We start from the raw sequence: 12,518 nt of genomic DNA on the forward strand, positions 1-12,518 counted from the left end.
CCTCTTTGTTTACTTATTACTTTGCGTTCTTAATGCTTTTCAGATGGTTTTTGATCATTTTTCCGACTTGCTTGTTCTTTTCACGCTGTTGCCATTTATTACTGGCGGAGAAGGCGGCCTCTCTTTGCAGTTTTAAATAGTTGTTCCATCGCCTTAAAGGCAACACCCCATCGCTAATCGCTGATTGAATGGCGCAACCCGCATCGGCTTCGTGATGGCAGTTAGTAAATTTACATCGTTGCATCAGTTGCTCAATATCATCAAACAACTCTGAGATTCCTTCCGTAATATCAGGTAACTTTAATGCTCTCATTCCAGGTGTGTCCATCAGCCACGCGCCGGTTGGCGCTAGGTGCATGGAACGATCGGTCGTGGTATGTCTGCCCTTGGCATCATCTTCGCGAATGCCCTGTGTATGCTGTACATCAGTACCTAAAATAGAGTTTGTTAACGTTGATTTACCGACACCAGACGCACCAATAAAAGCAATGGTTTGCCCCGTCGATAACCAAGGAGAAAACTCATTTACTACATTATCAGATAGAGCATCGATAACGATGACCGGCACATCTCGATGAATTGCTTTTGCTTCATCATAGTACCGGTCGGCGTCGTCGGTTAAATCTGCTTTAGTAAGTACGATAACCGCTGGAATGTGCGCATCCATGATCAGCGCCAAAAAGCGCTCAAGCTTGGATGCCTTAAAATCATGGTTACAAGAGCTTACTAAAAAAATAGTATCTATATTGGCCGCGATTGATTGTGGCTTCGGATTACTTCCGGCAGCCGTGCGTTTTAAATGCGTTAGCCGCTCTAGAGTACGACCTTCAGATTGCTCATGATGAATCCACACCCAGTCGCCGACCGTGGTCCGGTATTCGGGATCTTCGTGATCAGCAAATATTCGAATAGGTACTTGCAGTGCGCCGCCTTCAGAAAGAGCAGTGAGTATATCGCGCTGAACATTTATAACGCGTGCGACAAAGCCTAATTCAAGCTCTTCAAATGAAAGTTGTTGTTGCAGTCGTGGTCGCCAGCCTAATTGAGTTAGCGATAAATTTTGAATATTGTTCATTGATAAAACCCCAATAAAAAACTATACAGGGTCATCAACAGATGCCCCGATGCAAAATATGGCACCGAGAAAGGGAAGGTAAAAAACGAAAAAACGTTTTAGATTACGCGCCGAATCTCGTGTGCGCTAGGTTAAATACAATCATCATATTTCCTCCGTTAGTCTGGTGCGCTAGGAGTTGCCCACCGAATTTTTATGCATACTGCGCTGAATATTTTTTTATTGCAAGTGTGATGCCTGATATTAATTCAAAAAAACCTTGCCTTATTGAACTTCATGTTTTAACTTTGTTCACAATTACGTTGCACTATGTGCATTTCATTCACCCGTCTTACGGCGAATTTCAATGATTAACTTTAAATAGGTTTATTGATTATGAATATTTTTCTCACCGTACCAAACGGCGCCTTTGCTGCGTCTGCTATGCACTCTGACGGGTAGCTAATCGTTTTATCGATTGCCCGTCGGATTAACCCGCGGGCTTTCGAATACGATAAACATCAAATCGTATTTCAAAAAGCTCGCAATTATGCGGGCTTTTTTGCGTTTTGAATTGTGGAAAAGTCTTAGAAGAACAATAAGTTAAGGAAAATACCGTGAACACCAAGGCTCCACATCAATACCAAATACTCGTTGATCTTGTTCGAGCAAAAAAATGGCAATACCTAGGTGCAATGATCAGTATTGGTATTGCTAGTTACTTCATGTTTTTGGTTCCAACAATCGGCAAGCAAGTAATCGACCGTGTTATCACGGAGCCAAGAATTTATAACAATGATCTTGTTGATGCCATTATATCTAGGGCGGGCGGCCCAGATGCATTGGCCAATCAGCTTTGGCTAGCAGGGTTAGCCATTGTGATTGTAACGATTCTAAGTGGCGCCTTTATGTATTTAAAAGATTACTTAGCCGCCAATGCGTGTGAATCGACCATGCGTCAATTACGCAATCGTTTATACAATCACCTTCATCATTTAGATGAACGCTATCTCGATAATGCCGACAGCGGTGATATTCTACAGCGGTGTACATCTGACATTGATACCCTGCGAGAATTTCTAACCTTGCAGGTGATGAACATTGGCAGAACCCTAATCTTAATGTTTGTCGTGATCCCACTTATGTTTATTCAACATGTCTGGATGAGTATTTTATCATTAGTTTTAGTCCCGATTGTTTTGTACTACGGCTTAGTTTTTTTCGTCAAAGTAAGAGAGCTATTTCAAAAAGTAGATGAGGCAGAGGGTGAGCTGACTACCATTGTGCAAGAGAATTTAACCGGTATACGAGTGGTACGAGCGTTTGCCAGGCAAGAATTTGAATGCGAAAAATTTGATGAAAAGAACCGATTGTACAGCGATTTAAACTACAAGCTGCTGTGTATGTTTGCCAATTTTTGGTCGTTTTCAGATTTATTGTGTATAGCGCAAAGCGGTATCGTTTTGATTGCTGGTGGCTGGTTAACGGCACAAGGCTATATCTCATTTGGGACTTACTTTGCGTTTATTGGTTACACCAACATGCTTATTTGGCCAATTCGTCAACTAGGTAAAGAGTTAAGCGAAGCAGGCAAGGCAACCGTCGCTATTGGGCGTATTCAGCAAATACTTGATGCGCCAGAAGAAGCTCAAGATGCGTACAGAACACCTCTGCCTGAGCGGCTAATGGGCTCGATAAAATTTGAGAACATAGACTTTAGCTATGATCAAGATCGACCCGTCTTAAGCGATGTTAGTTTTGATATTCGCGCCGGTGAGACCATCGCTATTGTGGGGCCAACGGGCGCAGGCAAAAGTACGTTAATTCAATTACTTATGCGCCTGCATGATTACGATCAAGGTTCAATCTCAATTGATGGTATTGAGTTGAATACAATTGCGCGAAAAGACATCCGACGACAAATAGGCACCTTGTTACAAGAGCCGTTTTTGTTTAGCCGGAGTCTGCGTGAAAACATTAAGTTCAGTCACTTGGACGCCACGGATAAATCAATGGTTCATGCAACCTCAGCAGCGGCCGTTCATCATACGATTGAGAGCTTTCAGGGTGGCTATAGCACGGTTATTGGTGAGCGCGGTGTGAGTTTGAGTGGCGGGCAAAAACAACGGGTGACCTTATCGCGTACCTTGCTTAAAGGACCGCCCATTCTGGTGCTAGATGACACCTTGAGCGCCGTCGATGCTTCAACCGAGCAGCAAATTATTGAAGCCTTGCACGAAAAGCGTGGCGAACAAACGCTGCTGATTATTACGCATCGTATTAGTGTTTGCCAAAAAGCCGATCGTATTCTGGTTATGCAAGAAGGTCGAATAACACAGCAAGGCACACATAAAGAATTGACCAATGGCGCTGGTTTCTACAATGAGTTGTGGGAAATACAAAGCGATCAACAAGATCAGTTCGAATCAGATATTACAGTCTCGGTCTAATCACCGAGCCTGCAAAAGGAATCTATTATGAATGTGACACAAAACAGTACCCCAATTGAAAAGGGTGCGTGGAAGGCGGTTTTTGATCGATGTTATCAACCGCAAAAGAAACTGTTTCATCGAGTTATTGCGTTAGCATTAATCACGGCAGGTGTTGAAGCAAGTTTTACGCTCATTACCAAAGAAGTGTTTGATGAAATTGTCGATCAGGGTGCCGATGCGCAATTGATTGGTTATGGTCTCCTTTTTTTCTCGTTATTGGCCGTACTCGTTATTTGCATACGCAGCTTTATTCGGCTGACCGGTAAATTATCAATGACCTTGATGTATGAATTACGCAAGGAGAGTTTTGAACATTTGCAAACCTTGTCGTTCTCGTTTTTTGATAATAACGCTGTTGGCTGGTTAGTCTCGCGGATTACTTCGGATACCGCGCGTATTGCCCGTATTGTTGCCTGGGGTACCTTAGATTTATTCTGGGGCTTACCTATGATTCTGGCAATTTTCATTGTGTTGTTCGTGCTCGATGCTCGCTTAGGTTTGATCGTGTTAGCCATGTTCCCATTTTTGGCCGCCGTTGCTTGGTTTTTTAATCAAAAGATACTCGACAGCTCACGTGAACTACGCAAAACCAACTCTCGTTTAACCGCTGTTTATAACGAAGGTATTGCTGGCGTTCAGACCAGTAAAATATTGGTACGTGAACAGCAAAACTTACACGAATTCAAATCAGACACCGACAAAATGTATCACCTATCGATGCATAACCTTTTACTGACGTCGGCTTTCTTTCCGTTTGTGAATGTCTTTGTCAGTTTAGCGGTCGGGGTTGCTTTGTGGTTAGGCGGTGTTGATGTGCTCGCCGGTGTGTTAACACTGGGAACACTGGTTGCATTTACGACCTATGCGCGAACACTCATGGACCCGATGCTAGAAGTCAGTGAAACGCTAGCCAACTTACAGCGAACTACAGCCTGTGTTGAACGAGTGATGGGTCTACTAATTGTTGAGCCAACCATTAAAGATTCCGATGAGGTGTTGGCGTTAATGAATGATGCCTATCAGTCGGAGCACCACACATTAGACGGTTTGGAAAATGAAATTAGAGAAGTTGAATTCAAAGACATTCAATTTTCATACAAACCTGATGAACCGGTATTGGCCGATTTCAATTTAAAAGTGCCAGCAGGATCAACCGTCGCACTCGTCGGGCCAACAGGAAGCGGAAAGTCGACAGTGGTTAGTTTGCTCTGCCGGTTTTATGAGCCCACTCAAGGCCAAGTGCTTGTAAATGGAGTTGATTATCGAGAACGAAGCTTACTGTGGTTGCAGTCGAACTTGGGCATCGTGTTGCAAACACCATTCCTATTTACTGGTACCGTTCGCTCGAATATTCGTTATGGCAAGCTAGACGCAAGCGATGCCGAAGTTGAAGCCGCAGCCAAGGCTGTCAATGTTCACGATATTATAATGAGCATGGAGAATGGCTATGAAACGCAAGTACAGGAAGGCGGCACAAACTTGTCAACCGGGCAAAAACAGTTGATCAGCTTCGCCCGAGCGATTATTCATGACCCGCAAATACTGGTCATGGATGAAGCAACCTCATCGGTTGATACCCAAACCGAAGCACGGTTACAAAAAAGTTTAGCAACCGTACTTAAAGGCCGCACCAGCTTTATTATTGCGCATAGGTTATCAACCATACGCAATGCCGATGTTATTGTCGTCATCGAAAACGGACGCTTAATAGAACAAGGCAGCCATAACGATTTATTAGAGAGGAAGGGACACTATTTCAAACTGTATCAAAAACAGTTTCAGAGTGAACAAGAAGAGGCACTGTTAAATGAAGTTGAGTAATGCTTTTAGATAAAATCGAATAGCCTTTAGCGGTTGCTATCGGCTATTCATCTTTTAACTCAAATGCGCCACTGCCTTGCTGGGCTAGAGTATCATCAGGGTTGCGTAGCTTGCATGATTGCAATGACAAACAGCCGCAACCAATGCATTCACCTAGGTTATCTCTTAGTTTTTCAAGCTTTGCAATGCGGTTATCAAGTTCGTGTTGCCATTGTTTAGACATTGCCAGCCAGTCTTTCTTTGTTGGGGTTTTCGAGGTAGGTAAACTTTCCATTGATAGATAGATATCCGCAAGCGTAAAGCCGAGTTGCTGAGCGGTCTTAATGATCGCGACTCGCCTCAAAACACTGCGCTCGTAACGTCGTTGATTTCCCGCATTCCTGCGACTCAGAATAAGCCCTTTTTGTTCGTAAAAATGTAACGTCGCCACGCTAACGCCGCTGCGGTGGGCGACATCTCCAACCGTGAGTTCCATAAAAACTCCATATTGAGTATTGACCTCAAGTTAACATGAGGTATTAAGCTGGCACTTTATCACTGGATAGCTCAGAAGAGAAACTTATGCATAACAAGTTCATTGCGTTTTTAATGGGCCGTTTCTTTGATGGCATATCGTCAGGAATGTTTATGATGGCACTGCCCTGGCTCATGCTTAAAAATGGTGCGAGTGGGGTTCTCATTGCCATGACGGCTTTAGGCTGTACGTTAGGCTCTTTTTTGTTTACGCCGTGGTTAGCCACGTTAATTGACCGGCATTCAAGAAAAGCCATTCTTGTTTGGGTACAAGTTATTCAAGTCTGTACGGCCTTAACCGTATTGGTAGCTTATGGCTTTCACGCCGAAAGCCTTTGGCTGTTGATTGCTGCGCAAATGATATTTTGGTGGTCTGGAGATCTTGCTTGGAGTGCAAATTCGGCCTTTACTCAAGAAAATTTTGACAGTGAAGAGTACGCGGCAATTAGCGGACGCTTGGAAGTAGTGATGCAGGTTACCTCATTAGGCTCAGGAGCGGCTGGCATCCTCTTGCTATCACATTGGACGATGATAGAGTTTTCACTGTTTGCGACGCTGGCTTCCATAGTTGCAGCTGGCTGCTATAGGTTCATGCCATACCGACAGCGGATTCGAATCCAGCAAGGCGCACCTTTCCTAACCCAATTATTGGACACTAAACGTATTTTCTTGCTGCAACCAGCTTTCTTTGTATTTTTAGCGCTGTCGTGTTTGTCGTACCCAACACTTACCTTTCTCGCTAAGTTAATTCCTATTTACTTTTCAGAGCAAGAATTGGCGGGTGATTGGTTTGCTGCATGGAAAGTGAGTTATGGATTCGGAGCCTTATTTTGTGGACTGTTTGTCGCACGACTGTTAAAACGCTATTCAACCGAAAAAGCCATGATCTATTCTGTGCTAAGTCTCGGACTATTACTTATTTCAATGTTTACAGTTTTGAATCCATTGATACTGATAGCCTTGACATTCCCATTTGGTTTTTTAAATTCTTATAATCGTATCTCTCGCACGGTGAAAATGAGTATGCAAGTGGCTGTAGAAGAGCGCGGTCGAATCGACGGCGGCTTAAAGTTATTTTCAACCCTCTTTCAAAGCTTAGGTTATGTGTTGATTGCTTGGTTAAGTCACCATAATTTAACGGGTTTCGGCTTTGTTATTGCTGGTTTGGTGCTGCTTTTTGCTGCCTTTATAATGACTTGGCTATACCGCCAGCGCGCACATTTACCCATGCCTGCGGTATAGCGATTGAACTAAAGAATGCGTAGTTCTCCGGTTTTAACATCCCACTGGTGAGTTAACGCTAGCGTTTTCATAAAGTATTGATCATGGCTGACAATAATAATGGCACCTTTGTATTGGCGCAGCGCCTGTTCAAGTGCATTTAGACTGTCTAAATCTAGATGGTTGCTTGGCTCATCCAAGAACAACAAGTTTGGTGTGATTGCTCCGAGTAAATTAATCGCCAATGCGGTTTTAAGTTGCTCGCCGCCACTGAGTGAGCCAAAAGGGATATTGGCTTTATCGTTACGTAAGCGAAGCCACGCGAGCCGCTCATGTGCGTCACGTTGGTTAAAACTGGGATGCGCCTGCTGAAACAATTCAACAGCCGTTGCATTTTTATCTAAGTGATAAAAATTTTGATCAAGGTGACAATAGGGTACATGTATGTGCGAGTGACCCTGGACTGCCTGCCATTGACCAATAATAGATTTTATAAGCAGTGACTTACCTGATCCATTTTCGCCCACTAATTGGATGCGTTGAGCACCGAGTATGTTCGCAGTATAGGTTTTATTGATACCGTTATTATTTAACATTACTTGAAAATTTTCTAGCGTCAGAATTTTCTTAGCAGGTGAAACCACAGAATTGGGTAGCTCGAACTTAATGGGTTCGAACCATTCTTTGGCTTGTTCTGCATCGCTAAGGTTAATCTGAGTATCAGCTTTACGGTGCTTGTCTCGTCGGGTTTGAGAACCTAGCGCGGCGGAAGCCGTTTCTTTAATGCCGCCTCGTTCAATGGCACTCCAATTTTCTTTTGCCGCCTTCGCCATACCATGCGCGGATCTTTGCTGTTGTTTTTCATAGGCATCTTGAACCTTTTTAGCGGTGTGGCGCTGTGATTTACGTGCGTCATTGAGAATTTTTTGCTGTGAATTCCATCGATCCTCTTGAGCACGAAAGAATACATCAAAATTTCCAGCGTGGTGGTGCAGGTTCTTTGCTGTTAACTCGTAAATACCATCGACCTTATTTAAAAGAGAGCGATCATGAGATACCGCAATAACCGGCTTAGCTTGATTGCGAACCCAGTCTAAAAAATCAGCTCGGCCTTTTTGATCAAGGTGATTGGTAGGCTCATCAAAAATATAAACGTCAGGGCTATTAAGAATGGCGGCCAACCAAAGTACGCGAAACTGTTCACCACCACTGTAGTTAGAAATTGATTTGGATAAATCCAATTCATCGACCATCTGAATAGAGTGCCTTGCTGCTTTTAAAGTTTCTTGCCAGTTCCACCAAGGCTCGGCGAGTTCAAAATCTTGCTCAGAGACACTGCCCGCTTCGATACGTTTGATTGCTGCTAACGGTGTAGCCAAACCGAGCACAACAGAGGTTGATGCGCTAGGGTCGTATGGCCATTGCTGCGGAACATAATAAACCGAAGCATTGGAGTGTACCTGACCTTCATGAGATTTTAGCTCGTTGGCGAGGAGTCGTGAAAGTACTGACTTACCAGCACCATTCGCGCCAACAATGGCACTAAATGAATACTGTAAGTTAAATTGAATAGATTCGAATAACGTTTGACCGTTATTGTGCAGAAAAGAAACGTTCTGCAATGTAAGAAATTTTGCCATGCAAATACCTTAAATACCGTGAATGTGAAAAGCGGATTAAAGGTTAGTTGCGCATTGGCCTGATCTCTGTGTGATGAGTAAAATAGTAGCCTAGCATAACTTTATTGCTGAATAAAAATGAATTTTGAAATTCATGGTCGTTTTGAGTTATTCGGTTTAGCTGCAATGACCATTAGAATGCCTGAAATGATCACCAAGAGTGACATAATTAGAATCGTTGATAGGGTATCGTTTACGAAAATAACGCCACCAAACGCAGCAAGTGCAGGCACTAATAGCTGTGCAACCGCCGCTTGGCTAGTCGATAGTTTAGGCAAAACAAGATACCAAAGTGCGTACCCACCACCAGAAGCCAGAGTACCTGAGGCGATGGCAAGTAAGATACCTTGCTGTGATACTTCCTCAAAAGGAAGGCTAACGAACAATAAGGGTAGAGCAAGGATTGCCGCGCGAATAAAATTACCCGTTGTGAGCAAAGTTGGTTTAACGGCGTCCTTACCTAATAAAGTATATGCCCCCCATGCAATGCCCGATAATGACATTAAACAAACGCCTAGCATGGTTGCGCCTAATTGTAGGTTAGGGATTATCAAGATCAAAAAACCAGTAAATGCGGTGGCAAGCCCTGCCCCTTCCATTGCAGAAAACCGCTGACCTTTTAGATAGCTGACAAAGTGCATGGTTAATTGCACCGCCGTGAACAAAATAAGTGCTCCGGTTGCCGTATCGAGGGAAACATAGCCATAAGAAAATGCGACTGCGTAAACCAGTAACGCCATAGAGGTCGGCCATTTCCCAGAGCGAACAATATGAGTTAGAGGCTCTCGTTGAACTAAGAGACTGATTAGGATGAGAGAGAGCGCCCCACTGATCAGTCGAAGCAATGTGAAATTACCAGGGTCGATATCGGCTTCGGCTAACGCCATGCGCCCGAGAACAGAATTTGCTGCAAACGCAATGAGTGCAACCGTTGTTAGACTAGTCAGTTTTATAAAGGGCACGAAAAGAGGGCTTCTCACTGGTCGCTGGAGCCCATACAATAACATTCTGATTCGAAAAAGGTTTAATAATCTAGGCTTCATGGAATGAGCAAGTTATTTACGTTACCCAAACTTATGCATAAGAACGCTTTCATGGTCATCATCCTGTTGATACTCAGCAGTTGTACTATGACGCCTACCTTGCAATACGCTGGGGCGAACAGTGCTTTTGAGCGATACCAAATTGCCGATAAAGCAGATTTGGACGATTTAGATTTTGTTGAGGTTCACTTTGCCACTAACCGATTAATACAATCACCGGGTCGGCTTGCCAATATAACCGATGATCGGGGTTCGTTAACCTATGGTGCGTCTCTGGTCAGCGTGCCTAAATCAAATTATGAAACGGCCGATGCAAAATTGGCCTTTGTATGGGGTCCTGTCGGTATTAACCGTAATCCAAGCAAAAATATTTTCTTACATGATGTCAGTACCTTAAATCCAAAAGAGTTTTTTAGTGAGCTCACGCAAACAACTAAATCAGACGCCCAAAAAGCGGTGCTTTATGTGCATGGGTACAATGTCACTTTTGAAAATACCATTCGTATTTCGGCGCAACTAAAACATGATATGGGCTTTGAAGGATTGGCGCTTGCGTTCAGTTGGCCTTCGCGAGGCAACTTTGCGCAATACACCGTTGATGAAGCCAACGTGGAATGGAGCAAAACAGACTTTATAAAATTAGTTACAAATCTGTGCGATCAAACGCATATTGAAACACTGAACATTGTCGCGCACTCTATGGGTTCAAGGGTTACTACCTCTGCTCTGATTAGTTTATTGAATGACCGACCAGCGTATCGTAAATGTTTGGGTGAGCTGGTTTTGGCCTCGCCAGACATTGATGCTGACTTTTTTAAACGCGATATTATCCCCCGCTTAACCGCCCATAAACTGCCGATTACGCTCTATTCATCTTCGAAAGATGTGGCATTAAAAGCATCAAAAACTATCCATGGTAAGTACCCTCGTGCAGGGGAGTCAGGAAAAGAAATTACCGTTGTTGAAGGCGTAGAAACCATAGACACCTCTGAAGTCAGCGACAGTATGTTTGGTCACTCTGACTATGCCGAAACCGAGATATTAATCCAAGATTTAACCGCACTGATTGTCGAAGGTAAACGAGCGGCACAGCGCACAAAGCTCATTCCAATGACCTATCAAACCACCGGTATGGGTTATTGGGTGCTCAGGCATAACTAAATCTAGGTTGTGATTGTTGATTCTACCTCACTAGTGATCCTGAGTTTTAACCTCTTGGCATGTGTTTGGTGTGTTTCACGGAGAATTTTTTCTTTTTATTAGAAACTTCTTAACGATTCTCGTAACCTTGCTTCTTTTACAAATGATTAAAGATAATGAGCAAACTAAATAGAGTCGCCCGTATTGTTTCAAAGCTGAAAAAATCACCTGAGTTTATGCACAGCTGGGTGTTATCAACCGCTTTTGGCTACATGATCCCTTATGCGGGCCGCACCAAGGTTCGTATCGAGCAATTGACCGATTCTAAGTCAATTATCACCATAAAGAATCGTCGAAAAGTCCAAAATCACATCGGCAGCATACACGCCACCGCTATTGCCATTGCAGCAGAATCTGCAACGGGTTACTTAGTTGCCATGAACGTACCGGATTCGAGTGTTCCGGTGATAAAGACGCTAAAGGTTGATTATGAAAAGCGTTGTAAAGGTAATATCAAAGCCGTGGCGACCTTAACAGAAGAACAACGCGACCAAATCAGAACTCAAGAAAAAGGTGAACTGGCCGTCGCCGTCACCATAACCGACTCCGAAAACAAAGAGCCTGTTCAATGTGAGATGGTTTGGGCATGGACAGCGAAGCGTCGTTAAGTTAGCAACGAAAATAACGCAGCAGTTTGAACCCATCACACTGCTGTACCTCAATTCAGGGGGTGCTTCTATCTATGTGCACACTCAGAGTTTTAACAGTCTGACCAAGTAACGCCATCGCTACTGCATTGTTCTACTGAACTGCTGCCATTGTGAACCGTACGTTTCAAACCAGTATCGCCATCATTACGTAAAAATATATACTCATTGTTCGCGTTGTTTCGGTAAGACTTTGACCAAAACGCATAGTCTGATGTGTTTACGTCGTCTTCGTAATGGTAAGGAAGGCTCTCTGCAAAGTTTATAAGCTCGTCTTGCTCTAAGTCTTTATAGATTGCTTTAAGGTCAATCCAGTTATCCATAAAGCCATAGCTACCGTTTTCACGACGATAAGCGAACTGACTGCCATATTCTTTTTGTCCACTGATAGAGTCTACGAAGATGTAGCGCATATAGGCTTTCTGAGTGAAGTTTTCTGCTTTACATTGAGATTTCTCTTCTACTTCTTCACTGATTAGGTTAATTAATTGATAGGTGGTTGTACCAGAGGTTGTCGATACCTTTTCCTTAATATCACAACGGTACCCGGTGGCTATTTTTTCAGGCTCAACAGTGGCTTGGTAAGTTAAGGAGGCACATCCTGTCAAAGCTAAAAAAGCAGTAATGGCCGCAAATAGCTTAAGTTGCATTCTAAATCCTTTTTTGATTTTTTTATTTCAAGGTCAATATACAGCAGTGATTAATAACGCTGCAATATGGATAGGGGTGTAATTAGAACGGTGATTGAGGTTAGGTGATTAGTGTAATCGTACTTATTAGCGAAAATGCGTTAACTATGTAGTTTTATGCAAAACATTAGCTGTAAAACGGCAGTATTTAGGTTGCTA

10 protein-coding genes are annotated in these 12,518 nt (G+C 43.3%); 5 read left to right on the forward strand and 5 right to left on the reverse strand.

Annotated elements, in window-relative coordinates:
- Nucleotides 1-16: 16 nt before the first annotated feature.
- A complete protein-coding gene (gene rsgA, locus ACI882_RS02015) occupies nucleotides 17-1,075 on the reverse strand; it encodes a ribosome small subunit-dependent GTPase A (RefSeq protein WP_411743626.1) in 1,059 nt (352 codons plus the stop codon).
- Nucleotides 1,076-1,671: 596 nt separating this feature from the next.
- On the opposite strand from rsgA, the gene ACI882_RS02020 reads away from it, so the two are divergent.
- Together ACI882_RS02020 and ACI882_RS02025 are read left to right on the forward strand one after the other, a co-directional pair.
- On the forward strand, nucleotides 1,672-3,504 hold the full coding sequence (locus ACI882_RS02020) for an ABC transporter ATP-binding protein (RefSeq protein WP_411743627.1): 1,833 nt from the start codon (nucleotides 1,672-1,674) through the stop codon (nucleotides 3,502-3,504).
- A 27-nt stretch (nucleotides 3,505-3,531) separates the two neighbouring features.
- On the forward strand, nucleotides 3,532-5,367 hold the full coding sequence (locus ACI882_RS02025) for an ABC transporter ATP-binding protein (protein ID WP_411743628.1): 1,836 nt from the start codon (nucleotides 3,532-3,534) through the stop codon (nucleotides 5,365-5,367).
- Between the two features lie 43 nt (nucleotides 5,368-5,410).
- Here the strand turns inward: ACI882_RS02025 and soxR are convergent, their stop codons facing one another.
- Nucleotides 5,411-5,842: a redox-sensitive transcriptional activator SoxR gene (gene soxR / locus ACI882_RS02030; protein ID WP_411743629.1), complete on the reverse strand. Its 432-nt coding sequence runs from the start codon at nucleotides 5,840-5,842 to the stop codon at nucleotides 5,411-5,413.
- Between the two features lie 86 nt (nucleotides 5,843-5,928).
- Here soxR and ACI882_RS02035 point away from each other — a divergent pair, with 86 nt between their 5' ends.
- Nucleotides 5,929-7,122: an MFS transporter gene (locus ACI882_RS02035; protein ID WP_411743630.1), complete on the forward strand. Its 1,194-nt coding sequence runs from the start codon at nucleotides 5,929-5,931 to the stop codon at nucleotides 7,120-7,122.
- An 8-nt stretch (nucleotides 7,123-7,130) separates the two neighbouring features.
- On the opposite strand, the gene ACI882_RS02040 is transcribed toward ACI882_RS02035, so the two are convergent.
- Together ACI882_RS02040 and ACI882_RS02045 are read right to left on the reverse strand one after the other, a co-directional pair.
- The gene (locus ACI882_RS02040; protein WP_411743631.1) at nucleotides 7,131-8,741 is read right to left on the reverse strand and encodes an ATP-binding cassette domain-containing protein; all 1,611 of its coding nucleotides are present in this window, start codon (nucleotides 8,739-8,741) and stop codon (nucleotides 7,131-7,133) included.
- A gap of 131 nt (nucleotides 8,742-8,872) precedes the next feature.
- Nucleotides 8,873-9,742 carry a DMT family transporter gene (locus ACI882_RS02045; RefSeq protein WP_411743632.1) on the reverse strand — a complete coding sequence of 290 codons (870 nt, stop codon included), beginning with the start codon at nucleotides 9,740-9,742 and terminating at the stop codon, nucleotides 8,873-8,875.
- 84 nt (nucleotides 9,743-9,826) lie between these two features.
- Here ACI882_RS02045 and ACI882_RS02050 point away from each other — a divergent pair, with 84 nt between their 5' ends.
- Nucleotides 9,827-10,984: an alpha/beta hydrolase gene (locus tag ACI882_RS02050; protein WP_411743633.1), complete on the forward strand. Its 1,158-nt coding sequence runs from the start codon at nucleotides 9,827-9,829 to the stop codon at nucleotides 10,982-10,984.
- Nucleotides 10,985-11,139: 155 nt separating this feature from the next.
- Nucleotides 11,140-11,631, forward strand: coding sequence for a DUF4442 domain-containing protein (locus tag ACI882_RS02055; RefSeq protein ID WP_411743634.1), 492 nt, complete (start codon nucleotides 11,140-11,142; stop codon nucleotides 11,629-11,631).
- A 92-nt stretch (nucleotides 11,632-11,723) separates the two neighbouring features.
- Here ACI882_RS02055 and ACI882_RS02060 read toward each other — a convergent pair whose 3' ends face one another.
- Nucleotides 11,724-12,320, reverse strand: coding sequence for a hypothetical protein (locus tag ACI882_RS02060; protein ID WP_411743635.1), 597 nt, complete (start codon nucleotides 12,318-12,320; stop codon nucleotides 11,724-11,726).
- Nucleotides 12,321-12,518 lie beyond the last annotated feature (198 nt).

Origin of the sequence: Reinekea sp. (assembly GCF_046710285.1) — a bacterium.
Taxonomy (GTDB): domain Bacteria; phylum Pseudomonadota; class Gammaproteobacteria; order Pseudomonadales; family Natronospirillaceae; genus Reinekea.

What these genes read in the sequence shown, in the direction of transcription:
- ACI882_RS02040 (WP_411743631.1), bottom strand. Translation starts at nt 8,741, where the DNA reads ATGGCAAAATTTCTTACATTGCAGAACGTTTCTTTTCTGCACAATAAC.
- ACI882_RS02025 (WP_411743628.1), top strand. Translation starts at nt 3,532, where the DNA reads ATGAATGTGACACAAAACAGTACCCCAATTGAAAAGGGTGCGTGGAAG.
- rsgA (WP_411743626.1), bottom strand. Translation starts at nt 1,075, where the DNA reads ATGAACAATATTCAAAATTTATCGCTAACTCAATTAGGCTGGCGACCA.
- ACI882_RS02055 (WP_411743634.1), top strand. Translation starts at nt 11,140, where the DNA reads ATGAGCAAACTAAATAGAGTCGCCCGTATTGTTTCAAAGCTGAAAAAA.
- soxR (WP_411743629.1), bottom strand. Translation starts at nt 5,842, where the DNA reads ATGGAACTCACGGTTGGAGATGTCGCCCACCGCAGCGGCGTTAGCGTG.
- ACI882_RS02050 (WP_411743633.1), top strand. Translation starts at nt 9,827, where the DNA reads ATGAGCAAGTTATTTACGTTACCCAAACTTATGCATAAGAACGCTTTC.
- ACI882_RS02060 (WP_411743635.1), bottom strand. Translation starts at nt 12,320, where the DNA reads ATGCAACTTAAGCTATTTGCGGCCATTACTGCTTTTTTAGCTTTGACA.
- ACI882_RS02035 (WP_411743630.1), top strand. Translation starts at nt 5,929, where the DNA reads ATGCATAACAAGTTCATTGCGTTTTTAATGGGCCGTTTCTTTGATGGC.